At 48.7% G+C, this 20,155-nt stretch carries 20 protein-coding genes; 6 read left to right on the plus strand and 14 right to left on the minus strand.

All coding sequences use genetic code 11. The features are described 5' to 3' along the window. Window positions 1–2 precede the first annotated feature (2 nt). Genes V3C10_18170 through V3C10_18185 form a run of 4 tightly spaced genes read right to left on the minus strand, consistent with a single transcriptional unit; the run spans window position 3 to window position 2,949 of the window. Window positions 3–728, minus strand: a complete 726-nt coding sequence (locus V3C10_18170) for a glucosamine-6-phosphate deaminase (GenBank protein ID WVP61214.1) — start codon at window positions 726–728, stop codon at window positions 3–5. Window positions 729–731: 3 nt separating this feature from the next. Continuing rightward, the gene (locus V3C10_18175; GenBank protein ID WVP61215.1) at window positions 732–1,340 is read right to left on the minus strand and encodes an SIS domain-containing protein; all 609 of its coding nucleotides are present in this window, start codon (window positions 1,338–1,340) and stop codon (window positions 732–734) included. A 1-nt stretch (window position 1,341) separates the two neighbouring features. After that, window positions 1,342–2,154, minus strand: a complete 813-nt coding sequence (locus tag V3C10_18180) for a BtpA/SgcQ family protein (protein ID WVP61216.1) — start codon at window positions 2,152–2,154, stop codon at window positions 1,342–1,344. A 15-nt stretch (window positions 2,155–2,169) separates the two neighbouring features. Beyond that, window positions 2,170–2,949, minus strand: a complete 780-nt coding sequence (locus V3C10_18185; GenBank protein ID WVP61217.1) for a DeoR/GlpR family DNA-binding transcription regulator — start codon at window positions 2,947–2,949, stop codon at window positions 2,170–2,172. A gap of 426 nt (window positions 2,950–3,375) precedes the next feature. Between V3C10_18185 and V3C10_18190 the strand changes: the two genes are divergently transcribed. Together V3C10_18190 and V3C10_18195 are read left to right on the plus strand one after the other, a co-directional pair. Continuing rightward, window positions 3,376–3,840, plus strand: a complete 465-nt coding sequence (locus V3C10_18190) for a hypothetical protein (protein WVP61218.1) — start codon at window positions 3,376–3,378, stop codon at window positions 3,838–3,840. A gap of 12 nt (window positions 3,841–3,852) precedes the next feature. Further along, window positions 3,853–4,572, plus strand: a complete 720-nt coding sequence (locus V3C10_18195) for a DUF5131 family protein (GenBank protein ID WVP61219.1) — start codon at window positions 3,853–3,855, stop codon at window positions 4,570–4,572. A 468-nt stretch (window positions 4,573–5,040) separates the two neighbouring features. Here V3C10_18195 and V3C10_18200 read toward each other — a convergent pair whose 3' ends face one another. The 5 genes from V3C10_18200 to V3C10_18220 form a co-directional block, all read right to left on the minus strand. Beyond that, on the minus strand, window positions 5,041–5,403 hold the full coding sequence (locus V3C10_18200; protein ID WVP61220.1) for a hypothetical protein: 363 nt from the start codon (window positions 5,401–5,403) through the stop codon (window positions 5,041–5,043). A gap of 63 nt (window positions 5,404–5,466) precedes the next feature. Beyond that, on the minus strand, window positions 5,467–6,663 hold the full coding sequence (locus tag V3C10_18205; GenBank protein WVP61221.1) for a MalY/PatB family protein: 1,197 nt from the start codon (window positions 6,661–6,663) through the stop codon (window positions 5,467–5,469). Window positions 6,664–6,740: 77 nt separating this feature from the next. Beyond that, complete coding sequence (locus V3C10_18210; GenBank protein ID WVP61222.1) at window positions 6,741–7,214, minus strand: L-2-amino-thiazoline-4-carboxylic acid hydrolase; 474 nt, start codon at window positions 7,212–7,214, stop codon at window positions 6,741–6,743. Between the two features lies 1 nt (window position 7,215). Continuing rightward, a complete protein-coding gene (locus V3C10_18215) occupies window positions 7,216–8,463 on the minus strand; it encodes a M20 family metallo-hydrolase (GenBank protein ID WVP64658.1) in 1,248 nt (415 codons plus the stop codon). Window positions 8,464–8,529: 66 nt separating this feature from the next. After that, window positions 8,530–9,810 carry an L-serine ammonia-lyase, iron-sulfur-dependent, subunit alpha gene (locus tag V3C10_18220; protein ID WVP61223.1) on the minus strand — a complete coding sequence of 427 codons (1,281 nt, stop codon included), beginning with the start codon at window positions 9,808–9,810 and terminating at the stop codon, window positions 8,530–8,532. Window positions 9,811–10,874: 1,064 nt separating this feature from the next. Here V3C10_18220 and V3C10_18225 point away from each other — a divergent pair. Further along, the gene (locus V3C10_18225) at window positions 10,875–11,645 is read left to right on the plus strand and encodes an IclR family transcriptional regulator (protein WVP61224.1); all 771 of its coding nucleotides are present in this window, start codon (window positions 10,875–10,877) and stop codon (window positions 11,643–11,645) included. Window positions 11,646–11,858: 213 nt separating this feature from the next. Here the strand turns inward: V3C10_18225 and groL are convergent, their stop codons facing one another. Beyond that, the gene (gene groL / locus V3C10_18230; GenBank protein ID WVP61225.1) at window positions 11,859–13,478 is read right to left on the minus strand and encodes a chaperonin GroEL; all 1,620 of its coding nucleotides are present in this window, start codon (window positions 13,476–13,478) and stop codon (window positions 11,859–11,861) included. 44 nt (window positions 13,479–13,522) lie between these two features. Then, a complete protein-coding gene (locus V3C10_18235; GenBank protein ID WVP61226.1) occupies window positions 13,523–13,807 on the minus strand; it encodes a co-chaperone GroES in 285 nt (94 codons plus the stop codon). 367 nt (window positions 13,808–14,174) lie between these two features. On the opposite strand from V3C10_18235, the gene V3C10_18240 reads away from it, so the two are divergent. Together V3C10_18240 and V3C10_18245 are read left to right on the plus strand one after the other, a co-directional pair. Beyond that, complete coding sequence (locus tag V3C10_18240; protein ID WVP61227.1) at window positions 14,175–14,600, plus strand: hypothetical protein; 426 nt, start codon at window positions 14,175–14,177, stop codon at window positions 14,598–14,600. An 18-nt stretch (window positions 14,601–14,618) separates the two neighbouring features. Next, on the plus strand, window positions 14,619–15,383 hold the full coding sequence (locus V3C10_18245; protein ID WVP61228.1) for an IclR family transcriptional regulator: 765 nt from the start codon (window positions 14,619–14,621) through the stop codon (window positions 15,381–15,383). A gap of 123 nt (window positions 15,384–15,506) precedes the next feature. Here V3C10_18245 and V3C10_18250 read toward each other — a convergent pair whose 3' ends face one another. Continuing rightward, window positions 15,507–16,187, minus strand: a complete 681-nt coding sequence (locus tag V3C10_18250; GenBank protein ID WVP61229.1) for a helix-turn-helix domain-containing protein — start codon at window positions 16,185–16,187, stop codon at window positions 15,507–15,509. 201 nt (window positions 16,188–16,388) lie between these two features. Beyond that, complete coding sequence (locus V3C10_18255) at window positions 16,389–17,729, minus strand: APC family permease (protein ID WVP61230.1); 1,341 nt, start codon at window positions 17,727–17,729, stop codon at window positions 16,389–16,391. Window positions 17,730–18,111: 382 nt separating this feature from the next. Between V3C10_18255 and V3C10_18260 the strand changes: the two genes are divergently transcribed. Then, window positions 18,112–19,356: a 4Fe-4S dicluster domain-containing protein gene (locus V3C10_18260; GenBank protein ID WVP61231.1), complete on the plus strand. Its 1,245-nt coding sequence runs from the start codon at window positions 18,112–18,114 to the stop codon at window positions 19,354–19,356. An 88-nt stretch (window positions 19,357–19,444) separates the two neighbouring features. On the opposite strand, the gene V3C10_18265 is transcribed toward V3C10_18260, so the two are convergent. Next, window positions 19,445–19,930 carry a hypothetical protein gene (locus tag V3C10_18265; protein ID WVP61232.1) on the minus strand — a complete coding sequence of 162 codons (486 nt, stop codon included), beginning with the start codon at window positions 19,928–19,930 and terminating at the stop codon, window positions 19,445–19,447. Window positions 19,931–20,155: the final 225 nt, after the last annotated feature.

Raw genomic sequence — 20,155 nt, forward strand, 5'->3', positions numbered from 1 at the left:
CGTCATTTCATCTCCGCTTCCAGCTCCCGGTCAATGATTACCGTCGCATCGCGGCATACCTTCAAAATGCTGCATGGGAGCATGGGATCGATCCTGTCGTCTTTAAACAGGCGTCCTATCGCGTCCGCCTTGGCTGGCCCTGATGCAATCAGAACCACCTTTTTAGCCCTGACGATTCCGGCCATCCCCATTGTTATGGCCTTTTTCGGAACATCCTCCCGGCGTTCAAAGAAACGGGAATTTGCTTCCATTGTTTCCTCTTCCAGTTCCACCACATGGGTGTTGGCTGTAAAAAACTCTGCCGGTTCATTAAATCCTATGTGCCCATTGCCGCCTATTCCCAGAACCAGGATGTCAATGTCATTCTCCGCAAGAAAGCTGTCGTAGCGCCTGCACTGTTCCTGCGCATCCCCCGTTCCGTCGGCCAGCATAATGTTTTCTTCCTTTATATTGACCTTTGAAAACAGGTGGCGATCCATAAAATATCCGAAGCTCTGGTTGTGGCTCCTTGGCAGTCCTGCATACTCGTCCAGGTTAATTGTCCTCACTCCGGAAAAGTCGAGTTTTCCCGCCCTGTAATCCTCCGCCAAAAAACGGTACAGCCCGATGGGCGAACTTCCCGTCGCACAGCCTAGAAGCGGATGCGGCGTATTCCGTATTACATCTCCGAAGAGATTAGCCAGAATACGGCTGCTTTCCTCATAGCTCTCCGTCACAATCCGTTTCATCCTCTATTCCTCCGAAGCAAGCATGGCGCCGACTCCACCGGCCGGATGGACAAGCTTAAAATAATTTTTATCAATGCCGTTATACAGCATGCAGCCAATTGAAATTGCATCAAAAAGGGCAAATACCGCGGTAACGGAAGTTGTGGACAGACACTGGTAAGGACATGCCTCCTCTCCCGTACTGAGGATCAGGTTCAGATCACTCTCCAGGGCGATCGGCGAACCGGGATTCTCGGTCACCGTGATGATTTTGGCTCCCCTGGCTTTGGCGACGGGTATCAAATTTATCATCTCCGTCGTTTTTCCGCTCTTTGAGATAATAATGACGATATCTCCCGGCCGTATCATTCCGTAATCCCCATGCGGGGCATCCGCCGGGTTCAGAAACTGGGACGCTCTGTCCACACAGTTAAACACCTGGGAAACCTTTTTTGCACAGGCCCCGGAAGTTCCGCAGCCCGTTGTGATGATCCTTCCCTCACATTCCGCTATCATCTGCACTGCTTTGACATAGCTGTCCCTGTCGACGGTGTCGGATAGCCGCGCAACCGCATTCGCCTCGTTTGCAAATGTGCGGAGTGCGCTGCCGTAGATTTCTTCTGCAGATATCATGTTACATTCCTCCTCTGAATCGTTTGACTATATCCATAAATTCTTTTACCCGGTTTTTGTCAACCTGGTTTTCGAATTTACCGTCATATTTAAAGGTGGTTGCAACAACCGCTCCGTCGGCAATGCCCAGAAGACGCTCAATTGTCTCTTTCCGGCATCCCGTGTTGGCCAGCACAACGGTTTCCGGCACTTCGGCCTTTACTTCCCGGAGCGTCGACATGTCCGTCGGCGAACCCGCCGTCAGGCCCGACACACATAAAGCATCGGGACGGCAGTTAAAGACCGTTGATTTTGCAATCTGTCTGATCTCCCTGTCCGCCAGGTATCTGGCCGCCTCCGGCACGATGTTAAAGAGGAGCTTCACATGTTCCGCCCCGATCTCCCTCTGATGCCGGACCACCTCACCGCAGCAGGTGTTCCACAGCCCGAAGTCGCTGGCATAAACGCCGGTGAATATTTCCCTTATGAATTTGGCATCGACGGCTGCGGCCAGATCGAGCGAGGCTTTCGGATCCCATAAAACATTGACTCCGTATGGAATTGATATGTAGGGCTGGAGTTCTCCAATGACTCTTCCCATCGCGGCGACCGTCTCCCTCTTTACTTCCGTAAGATAGGGGAGGCTGTATTCATTGCTGAACATAATCGCGTCAACTCCGCCCTCCTGAAGGGCGTCCAGATCCTCTTTTGCCTTTTCCACCACCCACTTAATCCCCTTCTCCTTATCATAGTAGGGGTCTCCAGGCATTGCCTGCAGATGGAGCATGGATATGATCGCCTTCTCCGTACCGATAACCTCTTTCAGCCAACTCATAAATCTGTATCCTCCTTATACTACTATCAGATGGGGTATCTTCTTATCCAGATATTCCCTGGTCTCCTTATCGACGCCCGAATCTGTAATGATCGTGTCAAACTCTTCTATATCACATATTTTAGCCAGGGCCTTCTGCTTAAATTTGGAGTGGTCCGCCAGCAGTACCGCCCTCTTGCCGCTGGCAATGATGCTTTTCTTGATTCCGATTTCCATAAAATTGCTGTTATAGACGCCGCTCTTGGAATTCACGGCATCGGCTCCCACAAAGGCGATATCCACATACAGCTTTCTGACCAGCTCCTCCGCGATATCTCCTATCAAAACACTGTAGCCGTCCCTTCTGACGCCGCCCGTTATAATCATTGTCGAAGAATTGTCCAGTTTGACGGTCGAAGCGATATCCAGGTTGTTCGTCACAACGGTCAGCTTCTTGATGCTTTCAAGCTGCTGTCCCAGCATCAGCGTAGTTGTGCCCGAATCGAGGAAAATGCTGTCGCCGTCCTTAATCAGCGTCACGGCCTCCCTTGCAATCCTCGTCTTCTCAGGTATCATCGCTTTCATCTTCTCGTCATGGTACTCTTCAAATCCCGTCCCCTTATGGAGAACCGCACCTCCGTGCGTCCTCTCCAGCAGGCCCGCAGCCGCCATATCATCCAGGTCCCTCCTCGCGGTCGCCTCCGATACATTGCAGAGTTCCGATGCTTCCTTGATGGAGATACTGAATTTCGACTTGAGGTAATCTGAAATCTGCTGCTGCCTCTGGGCCGGTATAGAATTTGTAAACTGTGACATATTTTTCTCCTTCCTGTGATATAGAATATCACATATTGCAATGTTTTGCAATATTTATTTCATATTATTTCAAAATACTTCACATAAAATTGCATTATCTTTCATTTTTCTTGTTTAAGTTACACATTGCTGCAATCTATTGCATTTTTATGTTCTTTTATTTTCTCTTATTAAGTATAACTCAGATAGCTGCTTTTCGCACACATTAATTGATAATTCCACACATTCGTTCCTAATTCCGCTCATGAATTTTGCAACAATTTTCATTATTTTTCATTCATTCAAAGTTTTATGCAGCTCCGGGCTGTCGCCTTCGCATATTGTAAACATTTTCCTCCTGTACCGAAAAACGATGACGAAATCATAAAATAGTGATAAACTAAACCATATGTCTGACCGACAACAGTTCGAAAGGAGTCACTTATAATGGTACATTTGGTCTACTGCGATAATACCGGCAAAAAGGGAGAACATGTTTTAGATAAAATTTTAGAAGGAACAAAAACAATGATCGTCAGGGGAGCCGCCGGAAGAAAAATCCCTCACAGCAGAGTCTTTGAAAATGAGACTCTCTACTTTATGGAAAAAGGCACCACTTCCATTTGCGCAAAAGCAGCCGTAAAAAGCGTTCAGAATTTTGTGAAGCTGTCCGATGAGGAGATTACAGACATTCTGGACAAAAACCAGGGGAAGCTGAATCTGACCGACAAACAAAAGGCCCGCTGGCATAAAAAATGCCTCTGCCTCGTGGAATTTGACAAGGTGGAAAAGATCTCCCCTCTCGAATTCGACCATCAGGGAAACATGGACGACTGGCTCATGATCGAAAAGATTGAAGATGTGACGGTTGGGACAAGCATTCCTTATAATTATGAAAAGTCCAGATTTTAAGAGGGAAAAGATATGTCGATGTGGAATCCGTGGCGGGGCTGTAAAAAATGCAGCGACGGCTGTAAATATTGCTATATTCATAAAGGAGATTTTAAAAGAAATATAGACACGAATGAAATCGTTAAGACAAAGGATTTCGAGAAACCGATCCTGAAATTAAAAAACGGAAATTACAAGATGAAGCCGGGACTGGTTTATCTCTGTTTTTCAACCGACTTTCTGATAGAGGAGGCGGACTCCTGGAGAGAGGAATGCTGGGCGATGATAAAGGAACGCTCCGACTGCGATTTCCTGTTTTTAACAAAAAGGATTGATCGGTTTATGGACTGTGTCCCCAGTGATTGGGATGACGGCTATGACAATGTAACCGTATGCTGCACCATTGAAAACCAGGAAAATGCCGATTATAAATTACCGATATTCCGCGATCTGCCGATCCGGCATAAGTGCATCACGGCACAGCCGCTGCTGGAAAGAATTGATATGGAAAAATATCTGGACGATATCGAGCTGGTTGTGGCCGGCGGCGAATCAGACTACAATGCCAGACCCCTGAATTACGACTGGGTGCTGGATATCAGGGAGCAGTGCATCAGGAAGCATGCGGCCTTTGAGTTCAGGCAGTGCGGCACACATTTTATAAAAGACGGGAGACAGTATACGCTTCAGACAAAGGATTTGTGTAAGCAGGCGAAATTAGCGGGGATTAATATTGGCCGGGAGGGAAAATAGGAATTTAATTGAGGAATGAGAACGCCGCCGGGACGGTCGGGGGGCGGGATGGTGAGGGGAGGGTGTGAGTCTTCAGTCCCGGGTTGCAGGTTGTCGCGGGTGGAGAATCCGGGCAGAAAAAGTTCCTCCGGGAAACGCTTGCGCTCTTTGAAGTGCATAACAGTACTAAGGTGCCAAAATACGCCACCTAAGTACTGATGGACTTCCAGGTTCCCTGCGGAATCTTTTTCTCCCGGATTCCCCACGGGAAGGTTATGGCCGGGACTGAAGACGCGAAGGTTTTCGCCATCCCGAACCCCGGCCTGCGGCCGCTGAATTGTTCTTATTCCTTCAAAGGGGGAGGTATTGTCGCTGCCACTACATTTCCTCGAATTTCGGGAGAATCCCTCTGTATGGTATTCAATTGATGAATCAAAGCTTTAGCGCCTGACTTATCCTTGAATAACCATTGAATTATTTGATTCATCATTAAATATAGCTTTGGATTTTTCTCTGAATCCAGCCCAGAATACCTTCATAAGGTAAAAGATTCACGACTACATAGTGGCCGAGACAATACCTCCCCCTTACTTGACGAAAGAGACAATCAGCCCTGAAGCCGGCGGACGGGGCAACAACCTTCGCTGAGTCTTCAGTCCCGTCGACAAACTGCCCGGGGAAGGAGGAGAAAAACTTTCCGAAGGGAGGCCTTGAAGCCCGCCGGTGCTTAGCGAGGTCCCTCACGAGCTTAGCATCCGCTGTGCGCTTCACAAGCGGGAGCGTGTCCCCGCAGGAAAGTCTTTCTCCGGATTCCCCCTCACCACACCCTACAAACCGGGACTGAAGACTCATATCCAACCTCCCACTCCCCCGTCCGCCATCTTACAGAGGCGTCCTCGCATCTCAACTAAATCCTCATTTCTTAAGAGCCTCCTCAAGCCTCTCCAACGCCTTCAAGATAACAGCCGTAGGACAAGCCATATTCATACGCTCAAATCCTTCGCCCTCCTCGCCGAACTTATAACCTTCATCGAAGAATAGCTGCGCCTCCTTCTGCATAATCCGTTCCTGCTCCTGGGCATCCCAGCCGTAGTCGCGGAAATCCAGCCACTGCAGGTAAGAACCTTCCATCTCCACCGCATGTACGCGCGGAAGCCGTTCTTTCAGGAATTTGACAAGCTGTCTCTTGTTCTCGTTAATTACCGAGAGCATCTCTTCCATCCAGGCGTCACACTGGGTGTAAGCAATCTCCACGGCCCGGTAGCTGAGCGCCGGCAGCCAGTTCGGATGAAGGACTTTCGACATCTCCTCCAGCAGGGCGGTGCGCTTCTCCTCATTCTTAACAAAGATGCACCCCGATTTGATTCCCGCCAGATTAAAGGTCTTGCCCGGAGAAATGCAGATCATGCAGTTGTCGGCGAATTTCTCCGAAACAGAGGCAAATGAGGTAAATGTATATCCCTCCATGATGAGATCACAGTGAACCTCATCCGAGATGACGAACACATTATTTTCGAGACAGATTTCTCCAATCCGTTCGATTTCTTCCCTGGTCCACACTCTGCCCACCGGATTGTGGGGATTACAGAGAATCAGAAGGCGGCAGTCTGGCTCTTTGGCGAGCTGTTCCAGAAGTTCAAAATTGATCCGGTATTCGCCTCCCTGATAGATCAGAGGGCAGCGGAGCAGTTTCCTGCCGTTCCGGGTGATTCCCTCCGCAAACGGAGGATAAACGGGAGTCATCAGTATGACGCCTTCCCCCTCGCGCACAAATGCGCGGATGCCGCAGCAAAACGCATTGATAACACCGATTGAATTTATAAGCCATTTTCGATCGGGTTCCCATCCGTAGCGCCGCTTTACCCAGGAAGTGACCGCTGTTTCATAGCTTTCCGTCGGAGCCTGATAGCCCAGCACGATCTCATCGAGACAGGCCTTTAACCCTTCTGTTATCTCCGGCGGATTTTTAAATTCCATGTCTGCGATAGAGAACGGCACGATCCCTTTTTCCACCCCGGGGTTGTCAATCTTCATCTGTTCCCACTTGACCGAACCGGTTCCCGACCGGTCGAGAATTGTTTCAAAATCATATACTTTCTGAATTTTGTCCATCTTCCCACTGCCTCCATATCAATACGTGAACATCCATGCGCGAACGCCTCACGGAATATTATCTGTGAACAGCTGCCTTAATCTTCCATCTCGAACAGGAAATGACAGCATCCGTCCTTGAAGAAATGTTTATCATGTGTGCATTTGAATTTCTCGTTGTATCCTTCCGCAATAGCCGGATCGATCATCTCGCAGTAATGAATGCCGTATTTCTCGTCGTGATCCTCCATAAACTGTTTTGCAAAGATACATTCTGTAAAGTTCTGCTCCACCGTTTTCTCACGGATGTCGTTCTCGCTCTTGAACAGCTCGCTTCTGCCCATATCGTAGCAGGAGAGATAGCTCTTCGCATCATTTTCATGTCCCATCGCTTTGGCACGCTCCGCGATATTTCTTCCGCGCTCCAGTCCAAACTGGCGCACACCTTCTCTGACGGCCTTTACGCCTTCCTCACCACAGGCTTTCTCCACCTCTCTCGTAATATGGGAAAACATTTTTGCAAAAAGCACATACATATCCACCGGTTCCAGTTCCAAATCTTTGTCTTGCATCTTATTCTTCCTCCTTGTCAAGTTTTCTTATCATTTCATATAATACTCTGCTTCCCGCCTCCATGGCCTCATAGTCGATCCACTCGTCCGGATGATGGCTGATTCCATCCCGGTTCGGCAGGAAAATCATGGCAGTATTCCACAGCTTTGCAAATATCATGGAATCATGGCCTGCTCCGCTGTTAAGCCTCATGTTTGTATAACCCAGTTCTTCACAGGTTTTCTCAATGCCGCCGGCCAGCTCTCTATTCATCTTTATCGGTTCTTTTCTCGTCAGTTCCTGAATCTCCACCTGCATAGAGTATTTTTCCCTTACCTCTTTTGCGTATTGCTCCAGATGCTTCAGGATATCCCTGATGATTTCCTCCTCGCCCGATCGGATGTCCAGTGAAAACTCACACTGTCCCGGTATGCTGTTCATGCTGCCCGGGGAAAGAGTCACCTGGCCGGCAGTCAGCGTCGCCTGGCCGCAGTAATTCTCATACACGTAATCATGAATCCGGCAAATCAGGTGGAATGCCCCCGTTCCCGCATCTTTTCTGAGATTCATCGGAACGGTGCCGCTGTGTCCCGCCTGCCCCGTCACTTTGACAATAAGCCAGGAAAGTCCCACTATGGTATCCACAATCCCGATTTCCTTCTGCCCCTGTTCCAGCACAGGTCCCTGTTCTCCGTGGATTTCCAGGAATGCCTTAACGTTCTCACCTTTTCTCGATACGCCGTCCAGTTCTCCGCTCAGCCCATACTCATTCATGGCCTGACGCATGGTTTTTCCGTCTTCCGTGCCGACAAATTCATCGAGCTCGTCCGCCCCGTAGATTCCCGCGATAAACTGGCTTCCCAAAAGGGCTTTCCCAAACCGGGTGCCTTCCTCGCCGATCATTCCCAGGGCCTCATATGTATGGCGCAGCGGGACTCCGCTCTCTTTTACCATCCTGGCCGCTTCTATGGCGCACAGCACTCCTGCAATTCCGTCAAAGGCGCCCGCGCACCGGACCGTGTCCAGATGGGAGCCGGACAGGATTTTCGAAAGTCCCGGTTCCGTCCCCGGCAGCGTGCCGATGAGGTTTCCCACGCCGTCCTCACGCGTCTTTAGCCCGCAGTCTTCCATCACGCCTCTGACATAGGAAACACCCTCTTTATATGCTTTTGAATAGCTGTAGCGCGTGGTTCCGCACTGGCATGGTTCGGAAATCTTCTTTAATGTCTCGATTTCTGTCTGAAGCCGTTTCGTTGTTTCTGTCTCCATCTCATCCACTGTGCCGCCTGCTATATTACCGTCTTTCTTTCAGGCTGCGGATCTCCTTTCTGTTTTCTATTTGCCTATCATAATCTCCAGAATCTCACGGTCGGTGTCCTTCATTCCGTCTTTGCCCAGACGGCCTACCGATGCGATTGTCTCCTCGACTCCCTTTTTCACAATTCCGTCGCCCGCGCGGAACTGCTGATCCTCGGCAATCATCAGATATCCGAGAATTCCGGCTTCCACGGCCGTCCCAATCTTGGCCGCGCAGGAGGCCTTGGCCCCGTCACAGACAATTCCGGACGTGATTGCAAGGCAGTTCACAATTGTATGGGAAATTGTCCTCAAATCACCGCCCTTCAGGTATGCGATAGCCGCTCCGCTGGCACAGCCTGCGCTGACGGCCCCGCAATATGCGGAAAGAGGGCCAATCCCTGTTTTCTGGTGGATGGCGATCAGATTGGAGAGCACCAGGGCGCGGTACATCTTCTCTTCCCCCACCTGCAGTTCACGGGCAAATTCGATAACCGGGACGGATGCCGTAATTCCCTGGTTGCCGCTGCCCGAATTGATGATAACGGGAAGTTCACAGCCGCTCATCCTCGCATCGGAACCGGCCGCCGCCTTCGCCTTCGCACGGACACGCACATCCGTGTCCCCATATGCCTTTAACAGCACCTTTCCAATGTTGGCCCCATAGTTCTTTGTAAGCCCCTCTTCAGCAATCGCCGTATTGTAGGCAATCTGCCGGGCGATGACTTCCTTCACATCTTCTATTTTAACACAGTCGGCGAATTCCAGGATACCAGCAACCGATAAAAGTTTCTTTTCTTCGCTCAGACTTCCGTCATCCCCGCCGCAGTCCAGCGATTTTTCAAACAGCTTCTCACCGTTTTTCTCCACCAGGACCACATTCGTATGTGAATTGGCAATTCTGACCAGAACATAGTCGTCCGCTTTCTTCAGCAGGATCTGCACATCCAGGATCAGGTCGGAATCAGCGATGTTCACCTCTATGATCTTTTTTTCCACAAGAGCCTTGATCTCTTTCTTTTCCTCTTCCGTCACCTCGCTGATCACTTCCAGCTTTTTCTCCGACTTTCCGCCTATCAGGCCTGCAGCCACCGCCGCCTCAATCCCCTTCATCCCATTCGTGCCGGGGACTACGACGCTTTTTACATTTTTAATAATATTTCCACTGGCCTTAATCTGAATCACATCCGGAAACGCTCCAAGACATTCTCTGGCAATGGCCGAAGCGTATGCTATGGTGATCGGCTCCGTGCATCCAAGGGCTGGTACCAGTTCCGACTTCAGGATATTCAGATAGGTATCATATACGTGCTGCTCCATCCCGCTCTCCTCTCTTGACTACATTATCGTTTTTTTGACTATAATATAATTTTATATTCTTTTTAGCGGCTTGTCAATTCTTTTCTTTCATATAGGAGAGAATTAGTTGAGATGCGAGGACGCCTCTGTAAGATGGCGGACGGGGGAGTGGGAGGGTGGATATGAGTCTTCAGTCCCGGTTTGTAAGGTGTGGTGAGGGGGGAATCCAGGAGAAAAAATTCCTACGGGGACCCGCTCCCGCTTGTGGAGCGCACAGCGGATGCTAAGACGTCAAAGAACGCCGTCTAAGCACCGGCGGGCTCCAATGTCCCCTTCGGAATCTTTTCTCCTTCCTTCCCCGGGCAGGTTGTCGACGGGACTGAAGACTCAGGGAAGGTGACTGCCCCGTCCGCCGGCTTCAGGGCTGATTGTCTCTTTCGTCAAGTGCGGAGGGAGGTCTTGTCGCGGCCACTATGTAGTCGTGAACTTTTACCTTATGAAGGTATTTCGGGCTGGATTCAGAGAAAAATCCAAAGCTGAATTTAATGATGAATCAAAAAATTCAATGGTTATTCAAGGGTAGGTCAGGCGCTAAAGCTCAGACTCATCAATTTAATACCATACAGGGGGCATTCTCCTGGAATTCGAGAAAATGTAGTGGCAGCGACAAGACCTCCCCCCTTTGAAGGAATAAGAACAAATCAGCGGCCGCAGGCCGGGGTACGGGATGGCGAAAACCTTCGCGTCTTCAGTCCCGGATCATAACCTTCCCGTGGGGAATCCGGGAGAAAAAGATTCCGGAGGGAACCTGGGAGTCCATCGGCACTTACCGAGGTTTTTTCGAGGTTAGTGTCCGCTATGTACTCCAAAGAGCGCGAGCGTTTCCCGCAGGAACTTTTTCTGCCCGGATTCCCCACCTGCGATCAAACTTAATCCGGGACTGAAGACTCATAACCCCCTCTCACCATCCCGAACCCCGGCCGTCCCGGCGGCGTTCTCATTCCTCAATTACCTCCCTCCCCAGATTGCATTTTATGACATTTTCAGGTAATATTAAGTTATCACAGTTTGGAGGATACTTTCATATGGAAAAAGAGGTACGCCTGATTCAATCAATCCAAAGGGCGTTTAACATTATTAACTGTTTCAACAATGACAACACCGAGTTGTCCCTGCCGCAGATCAGCGAAAAGGTAAAGCTCCATATCAACACCACCAGAGGCATCGTAAATACCCTGGTCGCCAACGGTTATCTGGCATACAATTCTGAAAAGAGTACTTATTCCCTGGGGTTAGTCTACATCAACAAGGCGGATCTGGCCACAGGAAATAATATCAAGCGGCTGAAGAAAATGGCAGCCCCGCTCCTCAAGGACATCGCAAACCGTTTTCAGGTTTCAGGCCTGTTACAGGTGATTACAAACAATAATATCTTCACGATCGAGAACATAAGTCCCGACAATTCCCACTACATCCTGAACAGCCGTGTCAACCTTACCTATGATCTCAATTCCACGGCATCAGGAAAGCTGTTTCTGGCTTATATAGACGAGCCCCTCAGAGAATATTATATTTCCCATATGGAATATATTCCCTATACGGCCAATACCCTGCTCACCCGGGAAGCTCTGGAAGCAGAGCTTGCAAAAATCCGCGCCAACGGATATGCCACCGAATTTGAGGAGATTGGGCTGGGAGTCAGCTGTGTTGCCGTGCCTATCTTCAAGGACGGGGAAAACCTATTCGGAACCGTCAGTATCATCGCCTCCAGTTCCGTTATCACGGCCGTAATGGCTTCGGCTCTTGAGCCGCTCAGGAACTGTGCACAGTTTATTTCAGAGAATATCCGCCCATAATTGGAGGGGGCTTTTATTTTTCAGGAGAGTTCGGAAAACCTTCCTGGCGATCAACGAAAAGCATGCTTGGCGAACTTTTCATTGCCACCCAATAAAAAAGGAATGCGGAAAGCGCCGGTCTGTCCGGGCTGCTTTCCGCATTCCTTTTCTATATTAATGATTCCATTATTTTACAGATACTGCCTTACCCTACAGGGATACGGGAGCCTGGGATTACATCATTCCCATTCCGCCGCCTGCCGGCATAGCAGGAGCATCTTCCTTGATATTCGCTACAACGGTTTCTGTTGTAAGCAGAGTGGAAGCTACGCTTGTTGCGTTCTGAAGAGCGCTGATTGTTACTTTAGTCGGATCCAAGATACCGGCTTCCATCATATCTACATACTCTTCTTTGTATGCGTCAAATCCTCTTCCAACAGGGGATTCTTTTACTTTGTTGATGATAACAGAGCCTTCCAGACCTGCATTGGCTGCGATGTGGAACAGTGGGGACTCTAATGCTTTCAGGATAATGCGTCCGCCTGTCTTCTCGTCTCCGTCAAGGCCTGCAACTAATTTCTCAACTTCTGATGCTGCATGGATATATGCAGAACCGCCGCCTGCAATGATACCCTCTTCTACGGCTGCCTTTGCTGCGGATAAGGCATCCTCCATACGGAGTTTTGCTTCCTTCATCTCTGTCTCTGTCGCTGCGCCTACGCGGATAACGGCAACGCCGCCGGACAGTTTCGCAAGTCTTTCCTGAAGTTTCTCTCTGTCGAAATCAGATGTTGTCTCTTCAATCTGAGTCTTAATCTGGGCAATTCTATCGGAAATTTCATTCTTATCGCCGATACCGTCAACGATAATTGTGTTTTCTTTCTGAACCTTAACAGATTTTGCACGGCCTAACTGATCCATGGTTGTGTCTTTTAAGTCAAGGCCTAATTCTTCTGAGATTACCGTACCGCCTGTAAGGATAGCGATATCTTTTAACATCTCTTTTCTTCTGTCGCCGTAGCCCGGAGCTTTAACGCCCACTACGGTGAAGGTTCCTCTCAATTTGTTGACAATCAGGGTGGTCAGAGCCTCGCCCTCGATATCCTCAGCGATGATTAACAGCTTGGCGCCTGCCTGCACAACCTGCTCTAACAGAGGAAGGATTTCCTGGATGTTGGCAATCTTCTTGTCTGTGATTAAGATATATGGATCATCGAGGTTTGCTTCCATCTTCTCCATGTCTGTTGCCATGTATGCGGAGATGTAACCTCTGTCGAACTGCATTCCTTCAACCAGGTCAAGTTCTGTTTTCATGGTCTTGGATTCTTCAATTGTGATAACGCCGTCTTTGGAAACTTTCTCCATAGCGTCTGCTACCATCTGGCCCACTTCGTCATCAGCGGAAGAGATAGCGGCAACTCTTGCGATATCTGCCTGGCCCTTTACCGGTGTGCTCATTCCCTTGATCGCTTCAACGGCAACATCTGTGGCTTTCTTCATGCCTTTTCTTAACACGATTGGGTTAGCGCCTGCTGCCAGGTTCTTCATACCTTCATTAATCATAGCCTGTGCAAGGACGGTAGCTGTCGTTGTACCGTCACCGGCTACATCATTTGTCTTTGTGGCAACTTCTTTTACCAGCTGAGCGCCCATGTTCTCAAATGCATCTGCAAGTTCGATTTCTTTTGCAATTGTCACACCGTCGTTTGTGATAAGCGGAGCGCCGAAGGATTTGTCGAGAACTACGTTTCTTCCTTTCGGTCCAAGTGTTACCCTGACTGTATTTGCTAACTGATTTACGCCTGATTCAAGAGCTTTTCTGGCTTCAACGCCATATTTAATTTCTTTTGCCATGGTTCATCAACCTCCAAATTATTCTGTCTTATTATTGTAACTATTTACTCGATAACAGCTAAGATATCATTCTGTTTTACGACAACATATTTTTCTTCGTCCAGTTCAACGTCTGTTCCTGAATATTTGGAATAGATAACTTTATCGCCTACCTTAACCTGCATTGTTACTTCCTTGCCGTCTACTACTCCGCCCGGGCCTACTGCGATTACTTCAGCCTGCTGTGGCTTTTCTTTTGCCTGGCCTGGTAAAACGATACCGGATTTGGTGGTTTCTTCTGCAACCAACTGTCTTAAAACAACTCTGTCAAATAATGGCACTAATTTCATTACTGACTCCTCCTTACTGTTTTGTCTTGTTTTTATTTGCTTTTCATAATGTACTTTGCGTTGTGCATCTCTTATGCACTCAGGCCTTTAATGTGTTTTTCATTTACAAAACAAGTTATACCACGCTTTGTTAGCACTGTCAATAGTTGAGTGCTAATTTTATACTTTTTTTACATTCTTTCCTGTTTTTATCAGGCGGTGTCCAAAGAAAGGAAGGATTCCGCCTTTTTCATGCGTCTTCCGCCGCCGCCCTGTTGTAAGGGTGCAACCCTATTTTATTACATCTTTTATAATTTATTCTTAGAATCCCTTTATTTTTTGGTAAATCCGTATTACAATAAGCTTAATTACAGAAAGGAGTCTTATTATGGCAAAAAAACACATTGGAAAATTTTTAACCTTTGCGGCAATCGCCGGTGCGGCCGCAGCGGGAATTTCCTATTTTTTACAGTACAAATCCTTCCATAAAGAACTGGACGAAGAGTTCCATGATTTTGAAGATGATTTCGATGAATTTGAAGATACAGACGATAATGACAGCCCAGTAACACGCAATTATGTTTCCCTGACACCAGACAGGAAGGCGGAGGAAGTGAAAGAGGACGTCGGTGAAGAATCAGACGACGCGGCAGATGAAGAAGTTTCCGCCCTCTCCGACGAGACGCCCGAGGCCGAAGAACAGGCCGCAGCTCCGGAGGAAGTGAAAGCAGAGAAAGAAGCTGATGTTTCCGAAGATAAGAAGGAAACCGCTCAGACGGATACCACCGTGACCGTTGAAGAGATGACCGAATAAGGTGGAGGGACTGCACTTATGATACAGAGCCTCCTTCGTTCCATGGAACTTTTAGAGCTTTTAAAAGAGACTACCCATAAATACTCCATCGCAGAACTGTCTGAGGCGACCGATCTTCCGCCCAGCACCATTCACCGTATTCTCCAGACCTTCTGCGAGAAGAAATACGTGATGCGCGATGAACATGCACACACTTATCAGCTTGGCCCGGCCCTGATTTCCCTTGGGCGCGCCGCCGCCAACAACGTCCGCATCCAGGAGGCCGCGCTTCCCATCTTAAAGAATCTTTCCTATAATACAAGGGAAGATTCCTATCTGATCATTCAGGTAGGGGATAAGGGCCTGGTTCTGGATAAGATGGACGGTCCAAACCATCTGAAGGTGGTGGAGGAATTCGGTTATGAGATGGATCTTCACTGCGGAGCCATCCGCAAGGTTCTTCTGGCCTATCAGGATCAGAAATATATCGACTATTACCTGAACAACATCCTGGATCGCCCGGAATCTTTTCCGCAGATCAGCCGAAACGCCCTGGCTTCCGAGCTCAGGACAATCCGTGAACGCGGAATCGCGGTCTCCCACGGTGAATACGTCCACGATGCAGTGGGAATCGGAGCTCCTATTTTCGGCATTGAGGGCAGGGTTGCCGCATCGGTCGGGATTATCGCCCCGTATTCCAGGGTTGCCGACGATACCCATCTGAATCACCTGGAGGAACAGGTGAAGCATAGCGCCGCCGAATTATCTTATTATATGGGACATACGTTCCAAAAGAACTGCTGAGCCTTCCAGGCTGCACAACGCGGTTCCAAACAGCAATGAAAAACCGGGAAAAACCGTCCTCTGCAGGGCATGTTTTCCCGGTTTTTCGATTGATGGCCGAAGCATACGCACCGGCCGCCACCGTCATTTGTAAAGTTCAGGGTTCTCCCACAGGATATGCTCCACAATCTCGCGGCTTCTCCGGCAGCATTCCTCTATTATCTTCTGCTCGTCCGGAAAATGCCACATTCCGATGGAGACACGGAATACGCTGTCCGGTATAGACTCTTTTAAATACAGTTTTTCCTTTCCGTACAGGACCATGGCGCTCTCCATACAGGCAGAAACATAGTTTCCATAGGTGGCAGTGCGGATCGCATCCTCCTCGGAAAGTTCGGGGCAGTATTTCTTCCAGATGCGCAGATCCGTCTCGATGCCGGAATCCGCCAGCACTTCGAACATGATATATTCCCTCAGGACATCTTTATAGAATTCGAAAAAAATCGGAGTGGAAAAAACCGTATAGGACAGCCTCTCCAGTACCGCCGAATAAAGTGCAGGTTCATTCTCCCAGTCCACATAGCGGTGGACCGCCCCGGCAAACTGACTCATCTTTCCCTTTACCAGCTCTATGGCCACTTCCCGCTTGTTTTTGAAATAATATGTGATAAGCCCATGGCTGACCCCGGCATCCGCCGCAATCTGGCGCATGCTGGTCTTTGTATAACCGTATTTCTGAAAAAGTCCGTAGGCAATCTTCAGTATCTCCTTCTTTGATTCTTCCGCCTTTTCTTTTCTGGAATTTTCTTCTTCGCTGTTTCTCATAAAATCATACCTCTCAACCGGTCTCATTGCCCAGACTGACTGAGCCTCTGATACTATTATAGGATAAGGCCGGGAAAAAATCAAATGGGGATAAAAAACCGGGCGGCTCCATTCTCCGCCCGGCATACTATGTAATCGATTATAAAACGCTGAAGCAGCTTCTGCCACGGGCCGTTGCCGCCCGCTCCGCACCCGGTAAACTCAGGCCTCCTCGTAGCTGACCTCAATCTCTACACCCGATTTGCTGTATTTCAGCATCAGATACGGATAAACCAGAGCCACGCCCAGATAAATGAACAGACCGATAACATCCGCCTTTGTCAGCTCAATCGCCAGGAAATAACAGAACATGATATCCACCAGGGCGCTGACGATGCATCCCGCCTTGTAAACTCCCGGTGACACGTGGAACGGCGATTTCTCCCAAAGATCCGGAATTTTTTTCGGAAGCGTCAGCAGACAGAGTGAAATAACAACCGTGGCCGCACTTGCCAGGAAATTGCCGACATTTGCAATGGTTGACATATCCCATCCAAAGATAATGATGGATGCGGTCAGCAGGTAAATAATTGTCATGATCCAGTGGTTCGTCCCAAACCGCTTATTCTCGGCCGCCAGGAATCTCGGGAACCAGCCGTCCTCACATGCCTGGGCCAGAGGAGGGGTAATCCATCCAAACAATGCATTCAGCGAGGTTACCAGCGCAACCATGGCGCCGCCGACCATGAAGAAGATATATATGGGTCTCGGGAAAATCTCCGCCGCCACAAGGCCCAGGGACTTACCTGCCACTTCCTCTACCGGCAGGACGCCCGCGGCTACAAATGCCATGCCTGTGTAAAGAAGGCTCACGACAAGCGTTCCGACAATAATTGCAAACGGAATATCTTTCGTCGGTTTTTTACACTGTTTTCCAAAGTTAATGATAAATACCGCACCGCTGGGAGCCATACTCAGAAGAGCCGTCGCGGACATGAATCCGTTAAATCCACCGAAAAAGAAATCATCTCCGCCGAAGAAGCCCGGTTTGATTTCAGACACGCCGAATCCGATAAAAGTACTCAGCGCTATAATCAGGACCACCACAAGCACATACTGGACCTTAGCGGCGATTTTCACGCCAAACAGGTTGATCAGATAAAAAACGGTCAGACAGGCAAATGCAATCAGCCTTCCGTTGACATTCGGGAAAAAGTCCAGCACATAATCTGCAAAGGACAGGGCATACATCGATGCACCGAAAAAGAAGCTGATAAATATTACCGCATAAAGGCCCGCAAAATATTTACCGCCGAACATTGCCGCCTGTGTGTAAAAACCACCGTTCATACGGATCGTTCCGCCTGCAAAGAACTGCGGAATTGCTTCAAATAAGACGAGCACACAGGCAAACAGGAATGCCCATACCGCTGACCGGCCGGTCATACCGATCGCAATTCCCGTGACTGCCATGATTCCCCCGCCGATTACATTGCCCACGGCCAACATAACCAAATCCGCCCTGCTCAGAATTTTCTCACTATGTGACGCTTTACCTGACATACTGCTACCTCCTCCTAATCCTCTTTTGCCATTTGCCGTTTCTTTTAAAACAGCAAATCCTTCGTGTCCTGCGCACTTTTCCGGTACCACCGCCGCGCAGAAAAACGCTGTTTCAGGTTTTGTGTGAATTTTTGAAATGTTTACGCGTTTCATTCCCTGGTTCCACTATACTATACATGTATAGCGAAGTCAACAGTATTTTTATCGTCTTTATCACCGAAAAAAGTAAGAATTATTCGTTAATATTGACGATTTTTAATTATTTTTATTTTACCCATTGTTTTTACTTTACATGTATAGTATTCTAAAAACAGTATTGAGGAGATTGTACCGAATACAGCAGAAACAGTTTTATAATAAAACCTTAAAGGAGATTACCGCTATGAAAAAAAAGAAATGGGAACATCTTTTCATCTCCCCCTCGTACAGACCTCCCCTCCTGGATGATCTGTATGATGAAGAGGGTGACCTGAACACCGGCCGTACCCGCGGGCAGACTTATTCTTCCAATGAACTCTTCGAATCCTGTAAGGCTCATATGGGGCTTTCCTGGTTTTACGAAATACCCGAAAAGAATCCCTTTGTCGGGGAACACGTACACGATGTAGATGAACTGATCTTCTTTATGCCTGCCTATACGAAAAAAGGCGACGACACCAATGTGAAGTGGGGAGAAGCCGTTATTTATATGGACGGGGAACCTTATACGGTGACGGACAACACCTGCATCTACTGTCCGGCCGGCCTGAAACACGGACCGATCATCTATAACCGTATTGATATACCAAACTGCTTCCTCACCGTCCTCATGACGGACAAATATACACGGATTGAAAACGGCAAGGTTGTAGATCTTATTAACGGACAGTATGTACCCGTAGCGGACGCCCCTTCCGAAGAGGTAAGGGATGCGGCGCCCGCTCCGGGCCATGTTCCCTTTGATCCGCTCCCCGTATTCGGTCTGAGTGAATCGAGTCCCAACGAAGAAAAGAAAAAAGCCGCCTGCGGCTTTATCAGACGCGGCGGATATATGATATTTGGCACAGTTTCCACGGACGGTATCACTCCGACCACCAGAGGCCTGGAGCTGCATTTCCTGGATGAGCAGGAAAACATGTATATTGGAGTGGCGAAGGGAAAACCCGTCTTTTACGAGCTGATGCGCTCCCCCTATCTCTCGGGATGTGTAACGGAAATGACCGTAAAAGATCTGGCGCTCTCCGTGCGCATCAATGCCCACGTGAAGCTTTTGGAACCGGCGGAGGCCCCTGAAATCTATGAAAGATACTGGCAGTTAAATCCCGGCACAAAGGCGCTGTATGCCAAAGATCTGGATATGTTCCGCATTTTTATTCTCGACAGGGGGGAAGGGGAAATCTTCCACCTGCCCGAGGATGATGAGGTCACGCGGGTGCGTTTTTCCTTTGGTGAGCAGTCCGTACGCCCCTGGGCCTATGAAATAGGCGGCAGCTGTACCGGCTGCGGCGCCTGTGCAGAGGCCTGCATGAAAAATGTAATTACTCCCGACGGAAATGGAAAGTACCGGATTGACCATTATAGCTGTCTCGAATGCGGCCGCTGTTACATGACCTGCCCAAATCAGGCGATCGAGTGTAATTGCAGGTAGGATTCAGCAATAGTCCGTACGCCGCAACAGCCTATACGCCGCATAGATTCCACAGAGTGCCGGTCAGATCGGCACTCTGAAAATCTGTCTATACGGTTTCTCTATCTTTCCGCTTCTGTTCCGTCTCATATTCAACCGCCTCCGTCATGAGACGGATGCAGTCAAGCGTGCTGTTATAAGGTTTCTCGATACTCTTCTCCGGCCAGGCAATGCTGCCCTGCCAGCTTGAATGATAACGGTACCGTGTATGGACCACAAAAAGAGCTATATAGCTCTCCCGCCCCATCCACGTATCCCGGCCGTCATCGTCAGGCTTGTCGCGGAGCACGAAGCCGTTCTTCCCACTCTCTTTCTGCCCAAAAAATGAAACGGGTAAAGAATCCGGCCTCTCAAGACCCAGAAAATCATAAATCCGATCCATCTTGATTGCAAAATCCCCCATTCCATGAAATAAGACGGGTTCCTTCAAACAGTAGTTGACGATTCTCCCCGACAGGATGCCGTCCTCATATTTTTCCACATATACGACAGAGCATGCCGCCATTGATGAGATACTCTTTTTTTCTGTATTCAACGGTTCCGTCCCTCCTTCCTTCTCTCTTTTCCCAGCCTCTTTATCATGTTTTCCAGGAGGCTTTACGTCTAAACGGTATTATGTATTCCGGTCACATAATTCAGATTATGTGACATTTTAGAAAATGTATTGATAAATATAAGGAATACATGTTTATTGTAAAACATAAACAGACTTTTTTCAACGCCGGCCGGCCACTGTTCCCTGTTTTTTTTGAATTAAAAT

The sequence above is a fragment of the [Clostridium] symbiosum genome, from assembly GCA_036419695.1.
In the GTDB taxonomy this organism is placed as follows: Bacteria; Bacillota; Clostridia; order Lachnospirales; family Lachnospiraceae; genus Otoolea; species Otoolea symbiosa_A.